The organism is Parapedobacter koreensis (genome assembly GCF_900109365.1).
GTDB classification, from domain to species: Bacteria; Bacteroidota; Bacteroidia; order Sphingobacteriales; family Sphingobacteriaceae; genus Parapedobacter; species Parapedobacter koreensis.
In genome coordinates this window covers 430,885-447,569 of record NZ_FNZR01000001.1, presented here as the reverse complement: position 1 = coordinate 447,569, position 16,685 = coordinate 430,885, and the positions used below count along the sequence as shown (strand labels likewise).

Below are 16,685 nucleotides of genomic sequence, written 5' to 3'. Positions count from 1 at the left end.
TCACTAAATGAATGGCACAGCATAACACGTTAAAAGCGCTTTTTAAGCGGATTCTCTTGGGAAGGGCCCAAGAACAGGAAAAGACATTATTCGACAGGTGGTATAATCAACTGGATCTGTCAGCAGGGGCTGCATTTGGATCACCGGAGGAGGAACAGGCGGTAATGCACCGGATGCAGGATAGCTTGCGAAAACACGCTGACGGTGTGAAACCATCCGGGCACAAGCAATCCCCATGGCGTTGGGTAGCTGCGGCAGCAATTGTCTTCCTAGCTACGGCAACTTCCCTTCTCTATTTCCTTAAAAGCACCGTACCGCAAACCATGTACACCGTCGTAGCAACGGCCGACAACACGTTGAAAAAGATTACACTGGCGGATGGTTCCATCGTGACCCTCAACAGCGGTTCGGAATTGGCGTGGGCCAAGGATGCCTTCAACCAGCGCGAACGTCGGGTACGCTTAGTGGGTGAGGGATTTTTTGAAGTAAAGCGGGATGAAATACGCCCGTTTATTGTGGAAACGGACAGCCTGGAAACCACCGTTTTGGGCACAACATTCAATATTGAATCCTATCCGGGCGAGGATCAGATCAAAGTGTCTTTGCTAGCTGGATCGGTGAAGGTGAATGCTACCGGCGAAAGTGAGCGGTCTGCATTGCTGAAACCGGGCGAGATGGCGGAATATACACGTGGCATAAGCGTAATGCAAGTCAAACCTATTGCCGCAGATCACGTTGATGTGTGGATCCGGGGCGGGCTGGTGTTTAATGAAATCGCACTGCCTTATGCGCTGGATCGGTTGGCGCAACGTTATAAGCTGGACATTGTCTACAACCGCGAACAGCTTGAGGGCAAAACAGTCACGGCATCTTTCGAGCGTGTCGGTTGGGAGGAGTCTTTGAAGGCCGTACTATTTGCGCATGGCTTGGACTATACGGTGAGCAATGGTGTCGTATATGTCAATGAATAAGCACTAAACTTAATGAACACTAAACGAGGTGGTTATCATCTTATAAACACATATGATCATGGATAATTCGCGTAGAGATTTTATCAAAAAGGCAGCACTATTGTCTGGCAGTGCTGCGCTGGCAAACGTTATGCCCCCTGTGATACAGAAAGCGCTAGCTATCCATCCGGCAGCTGGAAGTACGTTTTATGATGCCGAACACATTGTCTTTTTGATGCAGGAAAATCGGTCGTTTGACCACCTTTTCGGTACATTGCAAGGTGTACGGGGATTTAACGATCCCAGGGCAATCCAATTGCCGGATAAAAATCGTGTCTGGCTGCAATCCAATGCTATCGGTGAGACGCATGTGCCTTTCCGGCTAAATACCAAGGAAACAAAAGTACCCTGGATGGGTTCGACGCCGCACGGGTGGGCCGATCAAACAGATGCACGCAACAAAGGGAAGTATGATCGTTGGCTGGACGTGAAAAAATCCCATAACAAAGCCTATGCAGATGTACCACTCACCATGGGGTACTGCGACCGGGATGATTTCCCGTTTTATTATGCATTGGCTGACGCCTTCACGGTTTGTGACCAAAATTTCTGCTCCAGCATTACCGGAACGCATCCCAATCGCTATTATTGGTTTACGGGTACAATCCGTGAACGAAACGACCCTTCCGGCAGAGCGTATGTATGGAACAACAGCAATTGGAACCAACCGGAGCTGGATTGGAAAACCTATCCGGAACGTCTGGAAGCGGAAGGAATTTCCTGGAAGATTTACCAGAATGAGCTCACCTTCGGGTATGGACTTGGTGGGGAGGAAAGAGCTTGGTTAAGCAATTTTGGCACGAATCCGCTGGAATGGTTTAAGGCGTATAACGTGCGATTGAATGAAAGCACCATTGCCAACCTGGATATCAAGGAAACCAATATACGCCAAGAAATAGCCAGGCTGGAAAAAGAGGAACGCACGGAGGCAAATCAACAGAAGCTGGCGGCGGCCAATAAGGTTTTGGCGCTCATACGCGCAGACCGGAAGAAGTATACGGCACAGGCGTTTGAATCCTTGCCTGAATTTGCGAAGCAAATCAACCGAAAGGCGTTTACCATCAATAAAGACGACCCCGATTACCAGCAGCTCACGACGCTGCAATACAACGACCACGGCACACCACGCGAAATCAACATTCCGAAGGGAGATGTATTACATGCCTTCCGGAATGATGTGAAAAACGGCACACTGCCCCTCGTATCATGGCTTGCCCCACCTGCGAATTTCTCGGATCACCCAGGGGCACCTTGGTTTGGATCGTGGTACGTCAATGAGGTGATGGAAATTCTCACCGAAAACCCCGAGGTATGGAAAAAAACCATTTTTATACTTACCTACGATGAAAACGATGGTTTTTTTGACCATATTCCACCTTATGCCGTGCCCAACCCCTATCAGCCCGGCACCGGAAAGGTATCACCAGCTATCCGTCCCGAGCTAGATTTCGTAACGAAAGATCAGCAGGTAAATCCATCGGCTATGGAAAACCGTATCCGGGAAAGTGCCATCGGCCTTGGCTTCCGCGTGCCGATGATCATTGCTTCGCCATGGTCGCGTGGGGGCTTTGTCAATTCGCAGGTGTTTGACCATACATCGTCCCTGCAATTTCTGGAGCATTTCATTGCGAAAAAATTCAATAAACAAGTGCGTGAAGAGAATATCACAGCATGGCGGAGGGCAGTGTGTGGCGATCTGACATCGGTATTCCGGCCATATCACGGAGAGACTTTTGCCAAATTGGACGCCATTGAAAAGGATGCCTTTATCATGGATGTACACAAGGCGTTGTTTAAGGATATTCCCCGTAATTATAAGCCACTGACGCCGGATGAGATTGATCAGGTCAATGCCAACCCCAGCCAGTCGCCCTATTTTCCCCGCCAGGAAAAAGGTGTCCGGCCTGCCTGCCCGCTTCCCTATGAATTGCATGTAAATGGACGATATGACACCGAATCGGAAACCTATGCCATCCGTTTCGAAGCCGGAAACCGAGTTTTCGGAGACGAATCAGCAGGCAGCCCTTTTTTGGTCTATGCTATCAATCCCTTCGAAAACGAGGCAATGCGTACGTGGGAATATGCCGTTGTTGCTGGGGATGCCGTAGTGGATAACTGGGCGTTGCAGGCGTTTGAAAACGGTGCTTACCACTTGCGCGTTTATGCACCGAATGGATTCTACAGGGAATTTTCCGGCGACAAACACCATCCAGCTATCGAGGTTTCCTGCGCGTATGAAAGGGAACGGCAGCAGCGGGGAAAGCTTACCGGAAATGTGGTGATCATCGTGCAAAACAATGGTACGGAGCAAAAAACAGTTGAAATCAACGACAACGCCTATCATGGAGCCCTGCTCCAACGCGTGTTAGCGCCGGGTGCCCGCGAGGAGATTCTGTTGGATTTGTCCATGAGCCAAGGCTGGTACGACTTCACGGTACATACGGAGAAGGTCGGTTTTTTTGAACGTTTTGCGGGACACGTGGAGACGGGGCAAGTGTCACAGACCGACCCGTTGATGGGCGGTGTTGTCTAACAGGAAAGGAGGCATTGCTATCGGATAATAAGCATAAACGCATTTTTAAGGGACGATAAAAAGAACAAGAGGAAGGTGTATGCGGCACCCTCCTCCATTTCATAACTCGTAATAAAACAAGTATTAATTTTATGAATTACAAAACTATTAAATTTTGCATAATAAATGATGCATGCTGTCAAATAACCGGCTGGATTGTTTTTTTGGCATGCTTTCTTTTGAACTTATCTACTCCACTCATGGCGGAGCCTCAATTCAGTGGATTGGATGAAAAAATAAGTGTCCGGCTCACCAATACCAACGCTGCCACGTTGATCCGTGAATTGGGAAAACAAAGCACGTATTCATTTATCTATTCCGGCGAACAACTGGAAAAAAAGCAAATCAAGGCTGTTAATTTCCAATCGGTCGCTTTATCTACCGTGCTTCAGCAATTGGAAGAACGTGAGGGGTTTAAATTTGCTGTCCAAGCAAAAACAATTTCAGTGAAATTGTTGCATCCGCTGGATGGGGGAAATGCGGTAGGTGGCGTGCAGCAATCTGGCCGTATCGTTGGCCATGTTACCGATGCAAATGGTGCCGCATTGTCAGCAGCAAGTATCCATGTGATCGAGCTTGACCGAAATACACAAACTGATCAGGAGGGGAATTTTTCCATCGATGTCCCTCCAGGCACCTACACCGTGGAAGCCCGATATGTGTCTTTCAAAACGCAACGCGAGGAACGTATTGCGGTAGAAGCAGGGCAGCGTGCAGCATTGCGCTTTGTCCTATCGGAAGAAGAAAGCGAATTGAGCGAAGTCGTGGTGACCGCATTGGGGATAAAGCGGGCGGAGAAAGCTTTGGGCTATGCTTCGCAGCAAATTTCTGGCAATTCCATCACCAACTCCATGCCAACGAACTGGTCATCCGCGCTTGCGGGTAAAGTAGCGGGTTTAAGTGTCGTGACCGCCGGAGGACCTATATCAACCACGCGGGTGAAGCTTCGCGGCGACGTGTCTTTAAACCAGCGGGGCAACAATGCATTGATTATCCTCGATGGTGTCCCGTTGAGCAACACCATTACCAACAGCGGAAGCGCATATGCCGCTTCGGGAATGAACTCCGTGGATTATGGAAATGGTTTCGGTGACGTGAATCCGGAAGATATCGAATCCATCCAAGTGCTGAAGGGTGCCGGCGCGACGGCGCTGTACGGTACACGTGCCGCCAACGGCGTCATCATGATTACGACGAAGTCGGGCAACCAGGCGGAAAAAGGGATCGGCATTACCTTTACCAGCAGCACATCGATGGATCGTGCCTTCAACCACCCCGACTACCAATATGATTTCGGGCAGGGGATGACGCAGTCAACCGGTGGCCCCGGATCCCCTTTTGAAAACCAACGGTATTATGATTATAATGTCATGAAAATTCATGTGGCCTCCTATGGAGCGCCGTTTGTTCCGGGAGCCAGGTACATTCAATACGACCCTGTTACGCAGGCTCCCGGTACGGAACCGACAGACTGGGTGGCATATAAAGACAGCAGATTGGGGATCTTCCAGACCGGATTTACGACATCCAATACGGCGGCAGTGAACAGCAAGGGCGATCGGGGTAGTTTGCGGGCTTCGGTGACGTACGACAAAAATTCATGGATTCTTCCCAACACGGGTTTTGAGCGGCTAACGGCTACCGTGTCGGCTGCCCAGAAAGTTTCCAACTACTTGGACGTCAATTTCAGGGCCTCATACACCAATAAAGACATCCCGAATTCTCCGCTGCTGGGGTACAGCAGCAGTTCCGTGCAATACTTTTTGATTTTCCAGAATCCATCCATCAACCTGGATTGGTACCGCCCGAAGTGGTACAATGGGCAGGAACACTTGAGGCAACTGCAGCCTTTCAGCCAATATCCCGGCAATCCGTTTGTTACACTGTATGAATCTACGAATGCTTCTAAGCGAAATTCCTTGATTTCAAACCTTTCGGCTACGTTGCAGATCACACCGAAAACAAGTTTATTGCTCCGCAGTGGCATCCAGTTTTCAAATGATGAACGCGAGCAGCGCAGACCGATCAGTGATGTTGTGAAAGGGAATGGGTATTTTTCACAGCAGCCCGTTATGGAAATGGAAACGAACTCCGACGCATTATTGACCCATCGGGAGTCGTTTTCCAATGGATTGGATATGAATCTGATGGCCGGAGGAAATCTATTGTATTATCGGTACAATGCCCAGGAAGCATTTATCGAGGGGTTGGTGGTGCCGGGCATTTATAAATTATCCAATGGGAGTTCAACGCCTTTAGTGAATTCGTTGATCCAGGAAAAGGGGCTGAACAGCTTATACGGAGCTGCCAACTTCTCGTGGAAAGACAAAGTTTTTGTAGACATCACCGCCCGGAATGACTGGTCGTCGACCCTGCCGAAGGCCAATCGCTCGTTTTTCTACCCTTCTATAAACACCAGCCTCTTGGTACATGAAATGGTTCAGCTTCCACAAACCGTTTCATTCCTGAAAGTGAGGGGATCCTTGAGTCAGGTAGGAAACGATACGGAGCCGTATAAAACAGGAAAGTATTACCTCATTAGTCAATTTCCGGGGTCTGCTACCGTACCAACGACGCGGGCAAATCCGGGATTTAAACCCGAGATCTCTACCAATTACGAGGCTGGCCTCGATCTGAGGCTTTTCAATAACCGGTTAGGCATGGATTTCTCGTTTTATTACAACAAGACGCGTAATCAAATTATTGATGCACCCATGGATCCCACTACGGGATATACCCGGGCAACGATAAACGCCGGTGTCGTCCGCAACCGTGGGTACGAATTGGTTGTCAATGGCACACCTATACGGACGGATCGGTTTGTCTGGAACAGTACGTTGAACTGGTCCAGGAATGAAAACAGAATCCTCGAACTGGCTGAAGGCCTAGAAGAAAACCAGGTTATCGGCTCTGTAGGCTCGGTATCCATCATTGGCAAGGTGGGCGGTACCACCGGAGATCTATGGGGGTATAAAACCGTCAGGAATGAACACGGAGACCGCCTGATTGATCCGGATGGCAGACCAACAACAGCTACCACCATCGAGTACATTGGTACTGCCTATCCGGATTGGAAAGCTGGCTTGCACAACGAGTTTTCCTATAAAGGGGTTACGCTCGGATTTTTGGTAGATGGCCAGCTCGGTGGCATTGTGTACTCCCAATCCCACTATAAAATGATGGAACTGGGACAGCTCAACGAATCGCTGAACGGCCGCCTGCCGGGGACTGAATATTACATTGCGGGAGATGACCCCCGATTGGCGGCTGCCGGATTGCCTCCTGTGGGGGGTGTTTACATGGTGGCTCCCGGTGTTGTGCGCAACACGGATGGTAGCTATTCACCCAACACCAACCTGGTATCCATTGAAGCGTACAATACCCGGGAATTCCGGATGGCCAACATCGAGTCCAATTCTTACAGTGCCTCCTTCCTGAAATTGCGGGAAGTCCGTGTGGAATATAATGTGCCCAGCCGGTTTCTCCGAAAATTGCCATTCAATAGCCTGTCCGTGGCTTTGTATGGACGTAACCTGGCAATCTGGTCGGATTTCCCGATGTATGATCCCGAAGCTGCAGCGTTGAATGGCGGCAGCATTTTGCCGGGCATCGAAACCGGACAGTTGCCAACACCCCGCACCTTTGGATTCAATTTGAGAGTAAGTCTTTGATTTTAAACCATACTGAATATGAACACAGTCGCTTTTCGTCTTAAACTATTGAGCATACTTGGCGTATTGCTCTTTGGAGCGTGCTCCCACTTTGATGAATTGAATGTCGACCCGAACAGAATGAACATCGCTTCACCGGGCACGTTTATTAATCCTGTTTTATATAATGTGGCCTTTCACAATTGGGGGCGGGCCAATTCGTTTACCAACGATCTCATGCAGGTGACCTCGTCATCGGCCACTTCCGGCAGCATCGAACACTACGTCTATTCAGATGGGTTGGGGGACGGAACATGGAATTCCTACTATGGTAACCTGATGAATATACTGGAAATGGAAAGGCTGGCGATCGAAAGAGGTGACCGGAATTACCAGGCTATCGCCATTACACTTAAATCGTGGATGTACCATATCCTGGTTGATTGTTTTGGTAATATTCCCATGTCGGAAGCCCTACGGGCAGATGATGAGATTTTCAGGCCAAAATTTGACAACCAACAGGAGGTATATTTGGCATTGATTAATGATCTGGATAATGCCAACAGCTTGTTTGATGTACAAACGGGATTGATTTACAATAAGGAACCTGAATTATTGTTCGGGGCCAGGAATGCTGTGGATCCCATTGCCATCAACAAATGGCGGAAATTCTGCAACTCCGTGCGGCTGCGTATCTTATTGCGGGCATTGGACACGGATATCAACGCAGCGGCAGAAATCCGGGAAATGTTTGAAAACCCAGATCAATACCCCTTGATTTCCTCCAACGAGGAAGCAGCGTCCTTGGTGATCAGTGGCGTGGCACCCCAATTGGGACCCTATACGCGGCTAACCGATTTTTATATCTATGGGCGGGAAATTGCCGATTTCTTTGTAAGTTCCCTGAATACGTGGAATGATCCGCGCTGCGAAGTGTTCTGTTATCAGCAAGTAGACGATGGCAACGGAAACCTGATCTACCGCGGAAGGGAAAGCGGGCTCAATTTTGAACCGGATTACGAAACGTCAGGGATTAACCGGAATATTCCGGTAACACCATTGCGTGTAGCGCTGTTCACCTACGCGGAGATTGAGTTTATCAAAGCGGAATTGGCCTTGAAAAACATCGTCCCCTCGTTAAATTCAGCGGAGGCCTATAATAAAGGTGTGCAAGCAGCTATCGAACAATGGGGCAAAGTAATGCCTGCAGGGTACCTGGAAACACCGGGGGTAATGTTTGACGGAACGTTCGAACAGCTTATGCTACAGAAATATTATGCCCTCACTTACTGCGATTACCAACAGTGGTTTGAATATAACCGCACGGGTCTGCCGGCATTGCCCAGGGGACCAGGCGTGAGTGCAGGCAGCGAAATCGCGCATCGGTTTAAATATCCAGCCGTGATTCAACGGATGAATGCCGACAGTTATCAAGCGGCCGTAAACGCCATGGGCGGGGATGAGTTTGACATTACGCTCTTTTGGCACAAAGAAAATAACTAAGTTACCAAATTTCAATCGCCTAAATCAGAAGGGGGCAGCTCATCATAAGTGGGCTCCCCCCTGTTTATAACAATTTCATAACATCAACTTCGCGTTAACCAAATAGCTATTCCAAATTTTTGCAGTTGCATGGAAGAGGTTTTGGCTATCGTTCAAGGAGATGAGCAAGTCTTCGAAAAGGTATTCCAACAATACCATGAACGCCTTTATTACTATATCCAGAAACAGATTGGCTCGGACTTCGTCGCTGAGGAGGTGGTGCAGCTTAGCTTCATTCGCCTATGGCAACGCCGCAACAAGTTGGAACCCACCATTCCCTTGGCATCCCAGCTATTTCGTATCGCTAAATCCGTACTCGTTGATGAGCTTCGCAAGGAGCAAACCCGTTTGAAATACGCACAGGAATCGGCATATACACCGTTTACCGATAGCCTCATTGATGCGATTGAAAATAAAGATTTGCTACGCCACATCCAAGTGGCCATCGCCTCGTTGCCCTATATGCAGCAAACGATTTTTAACCTCAGCCGGGAACAGGGGCTCACCCATAAGGAGATTGCCGAGTTATTTTCCATATCACCTAAGACCGTTGAAAACCATATCGCCAAGGCGCTCCGCCACCTCAAGGAATCTTTATTGACCTTTTTGCTCTAACACGCCTGTGTTAACTAATCGTTAACCAGTAGGGGCTGGGGGGTTGGCAGCCGTATTATGGGTATGAAAGGTGAAGAACAACGGGACAACCCTGACCGGTATTCTGCAGATAAGCGGAAAAACCTGTTGCGTGCATTGCTGGATGAAAATCGGGGCCTTGCCGACCGCTTGTTGCCGGAAGATGAATGGGAAACATTCCAGCAGACGGATCGGTTGCCTGCGGTGCAACGACAGCGCATAGATGAGGCGGTAAAGCAGGGTCTGGCGGAACACCGTGGCAGGGTTTTTCAGCTTTATCTCCCCGGTTTGTATGCCATTGCGGGCATGTTGCTGGTGGTGGGCTGCCTCTCGCTCTTTTGGAAGGTGCAGAGCCACCGTTGGGCGGTACGCGAACAACAGCGCCTGGCTACCATCGAAACCTTAACCCCCTTTTGGAAAACCGTATCCAATGACACCGTCGCTGTGATGCGCGTGGTACTGGCTGATCATTCGGTGGTATCATTGCATAGGGGAAGTAATATCCGCTTTCGGGAACCGCTGGATGCCCACCGGCGCGACATCCAGCTGCAGGGGAAAGCCCGGTTCGATGTAGCTCGTGACACCACACGACCATTTACGGTATTGGTCAATGGCTTTGCTACTACGGCATTGGGTACATCGTTTACCATCGATGCTTCTGGGCATAGCCGTGTAGAAGTGTGGTTGCATAGTGGCAAAGTGAAACTGTGGCACACCGATAAGCACTATAAGGAACAATACTTGTCAATGCCGGGAGCCAAGGGGGCGTTCGAGCCGAAGCGTGGTATTACGATGCCCGCGGCAAGCAAACCGAAGCAACGTGATCCCGGACAGCCCTTCATCGAACGCAATGGAACGGTACTGTCTATCCACAACATGGCGCTGGACAACGTGATGGCGCGCCTTGCCAAGGAGTATGGTGCCCGCATTGATTGCGATCAGCAAACCTTGAGTAAGGTGTCCTATACAGGCACGATCAATATACAGCAGGAACGGCTGGAACAGGTGCTGCAGGTAATCTGTGCACTTAACCACCTCAAACTGGAACGAACAGACGAACAGCATTACCGCATAGTAAATCAATAAGCTATCCCGAATGATCGGGTGGTAAACGCCTCATTGGGGTGTATAGGGAAGATTATGGTCTATTTTTTATCATCATAAACAACGATTCGTATGCAGAAACAGCAACAAAAACGCAGTATGAGACAAATCTTTATGCTGCTCATTCTTTCGATGGCAACCCACTGGGTCTTCGCGCAACAAACCGCGGTGGTGAGTGGCATTGTACAGGACGCAACGGGCGAACCGCTCGCTGGTGTGACGGTGAGGGTCGTAAACGAGACGGCAAACATCGATCGCCAGACTTCAACAGATAAGCAGGGCCTGTTCCAGTTTGAACAACTTCCCGAAGGTGGCCCATATGCGTTTATTGTGTCTTCGCTTGGGTATGAGACGCAACGGCTTGATGGCTACCGCGTGGTCAGGGGCGAACGTATAACGCTGGCCGTAAAACTACAGGAAAGCACCACGGAGCTGGATCAAATTGTGGTAGTGGGCTATGGCAATACCAAGCGGGAAAACCTGGTAGGTGCAGTGCAATCCGTGAATGAGGAGGATTTCAACTCCGGGGTGTTCAGTTCGCCCGGGCAGCTCTTACAGGGTAAAGTAGCAGGCTTGAACATCACCAAGAGCGGCGATCCCAATAACCGGGGCGCCATCATCCTCAGGGGACCGTCTACCCTGCGTGATGGTGCACAGGAGCCGTTTTATGTGATTGATGGGGTGCCGGGGGCTTCTATTGATTTGGTCGCACCGGACGATATCGTAAGTGTGGACGTGCTGAAAGATGCTTCATCCACTGCTATCTACGGAGCGCGTGCGGCCAATGGGGTTATCATGATTACCACCAGGAAGGCCACCATGGGACAAACCCGACTTTCCTATAGTGCCTACGCAGCCACTGAGCAGGTTTCCAATGCGATTGAAATGCTCAGTGGATCGCAATTGAGGCAATACCTCGAAGCGAATGGAAGGACACTGGCTGCGAGCGACAACGACGGCAGTGACACCGATTGGCAAAAGGAAGTGAGCCGCACTGGCGTATCGCAAAACCACAACCTATCGTTCATGGGCACTTCGGCCAAGACAGCATATGGTGCGAGCATCAACTACCTGGATAATGAAGGCATCATCAAAGGTACTTCCCTGGAGCGGTTCAACCTCCGTACCAACATCCAGCATCGGCAGTTTGACGATCGCCTAAGGCTCAATTTTTCATTGGTGAACAGCATCACCAATACGGAGAATGTGCATGAGCTGGTTTATTCCAACATGCTCAAATACTTGCCCACCGTAGCGGTGAAAAGACCCGATGGCACCTACTCTGAGGATTGGTCGCGTACGCGCAATTACCTGAATCCGGTATCCCTCATTGACAACAACACGTTTGATGGCAAGGTCAAAACCCTGCTGGCAAGTGGACAGGCTGAAGTGGACATCCTCACCGGTTTGAAATATACGCTAAACATCTCAGCGCAGGATGAGCAAATCACTAACAATAACTACTATAACAGCCTATCCGGCATTTACCAAAATGCCAACGGCCGTGCCGTGCGCAACACGGTGAACAACACTAAACGGATATTAGAAACGTATTTGAATTATGATCGGCTCTTTGGTGCACATGAGGTCAAGTTGCTGGCCGGTTATTCCTGGCAGGAGGACAAGTTTGGCGATGGTTTCCAAACGTCCAATCAGGGCTTTACGAGCGACGATCTGGGGTACAACAATCCCGGATTGGGTGATCCGCCAGCTGGTGTTCCGGTAGACTACGGCAATATGCGGATACAAACCCAACGCATCATTTCATTTTACGGACGGGCAAATTATACGTTCCAAAACAAATACCTCCTGCAAGCTTCCATCCGCAGGGATGGTTCCTCTGCGTTCGGTGCAAACAACCGCTGGGGTTATTTCCCCGCCGTATCTGCGGGCTGGCTGCTGCACAATGAAGGGTTCATGCAGGGGGTCTCGGCTGTGGATTTGTTGAAATTGCGAGCTGGCTATGGCGTGTCCGGCAATTCGCAGGGATTTGATGCCTTCACGGCCACCTTGTTGTATGGTTCGGCGCAGCGGTTTTACTACAATGGCAGCTTCATCAATGCCATTGGGCCATTTCAGAATGCCAATCCCGACCTGAGGTGGGAGCGTACAGGCATGCTGAATATCGGCGTGGATTTCGGCTTGTTTAGCGGCTTGGTGTCCGGTTCGGTTGACTGGTATGACAAGCGTACATCCGATTTGATATGGACATATCCCGTATCGACGACCCAATATTTCGTCAACCAATTGACGGCCAATGCCGGGGAAGTAAAAAATACCGGCGTGGAAGTGCAGCTCAATACCGCGCCCTTGCGCAATGGCAATTTTACATGGAAAACGTCACTGAATTTCTCCCACAACACGAATGAGTTGATTTCGCTTTCGAACGACAATTTCGAGTTGCCGCTGATTTATACCGCTTACCTCGGTGGCAAGGGGCAGTCGGGCAACTCCTCGCAGATCGTACAGGAGGGCTATCCCATTGGCACGTTTTACACCTGGCGGTATGCGGGCAAGAACGAGGAAGGCGTAACGTTGATCTACGATAGGGAAGGCAATCCCACCACGGCACCGACATCGGATGATTTTACATTTGCCGGAAATGCGCAACCTAAACTTATCTACGGCTGGAACAACAGCTTCCGGTATAAAAATTTCGACTTCAACTTCTTCCTGAGGGGGGTATCGGGCAATAAAATCATGAACGCTACATTGGCCGACCTGAACAGCCCGGGTGAAGCGACATTTTCAAACATACCGGTCTTTACGTTGGATGAAGCGGCCAATGACAACAACGCCTACCTGCTGTCTGATCGGTATATCGAGAGCGGTTCGTACCTGCGGCTGGATAATGCGACGCTGGGCTATACCTTCAAATTGAAAAATGCATCCACGCTGCGTCTTTATACCTCGGGCAACAACCTTTTTGTCATCACCGATTATCGGGGTATCGATCCCGAAATCAACATGGGCGGGCTGACCCCCGGTATCGACAACGGGAATTATTATCCGAAAACCCGTTCGTTTATTTTTGGCTTGAATGTGATTTTTTAATACATAACTAAGGAGATTAATACGATGAAGAAATCGATGATAACATATGCTGCACTACTCTTGTTGGGTGTGGCTTCCTGTACGGATCTGGATGTGGCTATCGAATCGGAATATACACCGGACAACTTCCCTACCACGCCGGAGTCTTTTGTGGCGGCCACAGGCCCCATCTATACACAGCTTCGTTCGCTTTATGCGGTGGACTATTGGCGGTTGCAGGAGCACTCCACCGACGCGGCCATCATTCCGGCGAGAGGTGGCAATTATGATGACGGCGGCCGCTTCCGGACATTGCATTATCATACCTGGAACCCCGACCACATCATCGTGAAAGACGTGTGGAGCTGGGGGTTCAGCGGAATCAATACCTGTAACCGGATACTCAATCTGTTTGAATCGGCACCCGAGTCGGAGACCAAGGCAATGACGGTGGCTGAAGTACGGACGATGAAGGCCCTCTTCTACTTTTTCATGATGGATCTTTTCGGCAATATACCCATTATCCGTACATTCGGTGAAACCGATGCGCCTGCAACAGCACCCCGCGCGGAAGTATTTGCCTACATTGAAGAGGAACTTAATGCGGCACTGCCCAATTTGACCACCACGGTGGGGCAATTGACTTACGGACGCCCCACGAAGTTTGCTGCCTATGCGTTGTTGCAAAAGCTGTATTTGAATGCCGAATATTATACTGGAACTCCCCGCTATGCTGAATCAGTGGAGATAGGCGACCGTATCCTAAGCGAAGGTGGGTATAGTCTTGATGCGGACTACATGAGCATCTTTGCGCCTGAGAACGGCCCGCAAATTCAGGAAACCATCTTGGCAGTGCCTTACGATGCCAACGTGGCAGAGGGCAATCATTTCAACCGCTACGGATTGCACACATCCATTCAGGAGAAATATGAGCTGCCCTTCAGGCCCAGTATCGCATTGAGCACCATCGCCGATTATTATGCGTTGTTTAACTTGGAAGGCGATTTGCGCAATGACACGTGGCTGGCTGGCAAGCAATACAATTGGGATGGTACGCCAATCACGATCAGTGCCACAAAAAGGGGGCTGGATGAGACCTATGAAGGTGCAGATGGTACCGATGCTATTGAGTGGCACCTGGAATTTACACCGGAGATGCCGCTGCGGTTTCCAGCTACCATGGATATCGGTAATGATGTATTGGGGCAGGCACGTGGCGTACGATCCATCAAATATTATCCGGATAAAAATGCCAATCCCAGCACGCGCTATCAGAACAATGACATGCCGATATTCCGGCTGGCAGACGTGTATTTGATGAAGGCTGAGGCTATCCTGCGGGGGGCCGCCGCCACAGCGGTGAATGGCGAATTGCAGACGCCGGTGCTACTGGTCAATAAAATACGGGATCGTGTACATGCACCGTTGGTGGAAAGTATTACACTCGCTGAATTGCTGGATGAACGGGCACGGGAACTCGCATGGGAGGGCTGGCGCCGGAACGACCTGATCCGCTTCGGCAGGTTTGAAGACAGCTGGGGATATAAAACCGATAGCAACCCGAATATGCGCCTGTATCCGATACCGACGAGTGAACGGACACTTAATCCGAACCTGGAGCAAAACAATGGGTACTGATCGCGTGCAAAAATAGATACAGACGTTTAGCCGTTCGTTAACACGGGTTTAATATGCCCGTGTTAACTTTGTAATATCATGTTAACTTTGTAATATGACGAACGTGCGACGAACAGGCCCCGTTTTTTTGCGGCACATCCCGGATGATGCTCATCTATTCAAGCCGTTGCCCCACCCTACGGGCCTATACCCCTATCGATTGAATATACTTGATGTGTTGAATCATGAGCGTGAACGCTTGGCGGAGGAGATGAGTTTCCACATGATTGGTGATACCGGCAGCGTACGGCACTCGGCATTCCAATCGTTAATCGCGACAGCAATGACGCGGCAAGCTCAAGCGGATGCGCTAACCAACGAACGGCCGGCGTTTTTGTTTCACTTGGGCGATATCGTGTACAACCACGGTGAAGCCCGTGAATATGCCAAGCAGTTTTTTGTGCCTTACGAAGCCTATCCCGGACCGATATTTGCCGTAGCGGGCAACCATGACGGGGACATCAATCCGGATAGCGAACTCATCTACCAAAGCTTGGATGCATTCATGGATGTGTTTTGCGACACGTATCCGCGCAAGATTATATTTGGAAACGGTAGCAAACGGCTCAGCATGATACAGCCCAATGTGTACTGGGCTTTGGAGACCCCTATCGCCCATTTTATTGGGCTCTACGCCAATGTCACAAAACATGGCACCATTACCGCTGACCAACGGGATTGGTTTATCGAAGAACTCCGTTATGCGGACAGCCTCCGGCCCGACCGGGCGGTTATCGTCTGCATACATCATGCGCCATATTCGGCGGATACCAACCACGGTTCCAGTCCGGCAATGATTGCTTTTCTGGAAAGCGCGTTCAAAACGGCTGGGGTAAAACCAGACGTCGTCTTCAGCGGACACGTGCACAACTACCAACGGTTTACCAAGGCTTACGAAGACGGCACCCAGCTACCTTATGTGGTGGCGGGCGCAGGTGGTTATGCCGATTTGCATCCCGTTGCGCCTATTGGGGACTCACGAGTGGAAGATGTCCATCCAACTATCCATCAGGTGCGGCTGGAAAATTACTGCGACGACCGCTACGGATTCCTCAAAATCACCATCGAAAAGCAGGAACAGGGCTTACAACTGGTGGGCGAGTATTACACGCTTGCTCAGGATGCCATAACGCGGGAAGGTACAGAGGCTGCATTGTTCGAGCGGTTTGTGGTACCCCTGGGACGGATGGCGTATAGCTATTGTTGAAACAACGCAAAGGGATACCAGGGCGCCGTACCTGCTGCCAGACCGCTCCCAGACTGCTGCGCGTGGCGTTGCTGTATGCCTGCTGTGGGCTGGGTGTCTGCTGGGTGTTTGAAGCACTTTTACAGCAAGTTCACAGCACCTTGACCGCCAGCTGATCCGACCGTGATGCGGCACCTTCTGGCTACGGGTAGCCGACATATAAAATAAAAGGGGTGCCAAAATCGGCACCCCTTCCCTCATTTAATATAGCACCAACG

At 50.1% G+C, this 16,685-nt stretch carries 9 protein-coding genes; all 9 read left to right on the top strand.

The features are described 5' to 3' along the window. Window positions 1-11 precede the first annotated feature (11 nt). Window positions 12-971: a FecR family protein gene (locus BMW65_RS01930; RefSeq protein WP_090602332.1), complete on the top strand. Its 960-nt coding sequence runs from the start codon at window positions 12-14 to the stop codon at window positions 969-971. Between the two features lie 58 nt (window positions 972-1,029). Continuing rightward, window positions 1,030-3,543 (top strand): phosphocholine-specific phospholipase C, encoded by a 2,514-nt coding sequence (locus tag BMW65_RS01925; RefSeq protein WP_090602946.1) that lies wholly within the window; start codon window positions 1,030-1,032, stop codon window positions 3,541-3,543. Between the two features lie 239 nt (window positions 3,544-3,782). Beyond that, window positions 3,783-7,253: a SusC/RagA family TonB-linked outer membrane protein gene (locus BMW65_RS01920; protein WP_090602330.1), complete on the top strand. Its 3,471-nt coding sequence runs from the start codon at window positions 3,783-3,785 to the stop codon at window positions 7,251-7,253. An 18-nt stretch (window positions 7,254-7,271) separates the two neighbouring features. Continuing rightward, window positions 7,272-8,735, top strand: a complete 1,464-nt coding sequence (locus BMW65_RS01915; RefSeq protein ID WP_090602328.1) for a SusD/RagB family nutrient-binding outer membrane lipoprotein — start codon at window positions 7,272-7,274, stop codon at window positions 8,733-8,735. A gap of 129 nt (window positions 8,736-8,864) precedes the next feature. Next, window positions 8,865-9,389, top strand: coding sequence for an RNA polymerase sigma-70 factor (locus BMW65_RS01910; RefSeq protein ID WP_090602327.1), 525 nt, complete (start codon window positions 8,865-8,867; stop codon window positions 9,387-9,389). A 63-nt stretch (window positions 9,390-9,452) separates the two neighbouring features. Then, complete coding sequence (locus BMW65_RS01905) at window positions 9,453-10,493, top strand: FecR family protein (RefSeq protein ID WP_177180951.1); 1,041 nt, start codon at window positions 9,453-9,455, stop codon at window positions 10,491-10,493. A 117-nt stretch (window positions 10,494-10,610) separates the two neighbouring features. After that, window positions 10,611-13,565: a SusC/RagA family TonB-linked outer membrane protein gene (locus BMW65_RS01900; RefSeq protein WP_090602944.1), complete on the top strand. Its 2,955-nt coding sequence runs from the start codon at window positions 10,611-10,613 to the stop codon at window positions 13,563-13,565. Between the two features lie 24 nt (window positions 13,566-13,589). After that, the gene (locus BMW65_RS01895) at window positions 13,590-15,182 is read left to right on the top strand and encodes a RagB/SusD family nutrient uptake outer membrane protein (RefSeq protein ID WP_090602324.1); all 1,593 of its coding nucleotides are present in this window, start codon (window positions 13,590-13,592) and stop codon (window positions 15,180-15,182) included. 94 nt (window positions 15,183-15,276) lie between these two features. After that, the gene (locus tag BMW65_RS01890; protein ID WP_090602322.1) at window positions 15,277-16,428 is read left to right on the top strand and encodes a metallophosphoesterase family protein; all 1,152 of its coding nucleotides are present in this window, start codon (window positions 15,277-15,279) and stop codon (window positions 16,426-16,428) included. The last annotated feature ends 257 nt before the right edge of the window (window positions 16,429-16,685 follow it).

What these genes read in the sequence shown, in the direction of transcription:
- BMW65_RS01930 (WP_090602332.1), top strand. Translation starts at nt 12, where the DNA reads ATGGCACAGCATAACACGTTAAAAGCGCTTTTTAAGCGGATTCTCTTG.
- BMW65_RS01925 (WP_090602946.1), top strand. Translation starts at nt 1,030, where the DNA reads ATGGATAATTCGCGTAGAGATTTTATCAAAAAGGCAGCACTATTGTCT.
- BMW65_RS01920 (WP_090602330.1), top strand. Translation starts at nt 3,783, where the DNA reads ATGGCGGAGCCTCAATTCAGTGGATTGGATGAAAAAATAAGTGTCCGG.
- BMW65_RS01915 (WP_090602328.1), top strand. Translation starts at nt 7,272, where the DNA reads ATGAACACAGTCGCTTTTCGTCTTAAACTATTGAGCATACTTGGCGTA.
- BMW65_RS01910 (WP_090602327.1), top strand. Translation starts at nt 8,865, where the DNA reads ATGGAAGAGGTTTTGGCTATCGTTCAAGGAGATGAGCAAGTCTTCGAA.
- BMW65_RS01905 (WP_177180951.1), top strand. Translation starts at nt 9,453, where the DNA reads ATGAAAGGTGAAGAACAACGGGACAACCCTGACCGGTATTCTGCAGAT.
- BMW65_RS01900 (WP_090602944.1), top strand. Translation starts at nt 10,611, where the DNA reads ATGAGACAAATCTTTATGCTGCTCATTCTTTCGATGGCAACCCACTGG.
- BMW65_RS01895 (WP_090602324.1), top strand. Translation starts at nt 13,590, where the DNA reads ATGAAGAAATCGATGATAACATATGCTGCACTACTCTTGTTGGGTGTG.
- BMW65_RS01890 (WP_090602322.1), top strand. Translation starts at nt 15,277, where the DNA reads ATGACGAACGTGCGACGAACAGGCCCCGTTTTTTTGCGGCACATCCCG.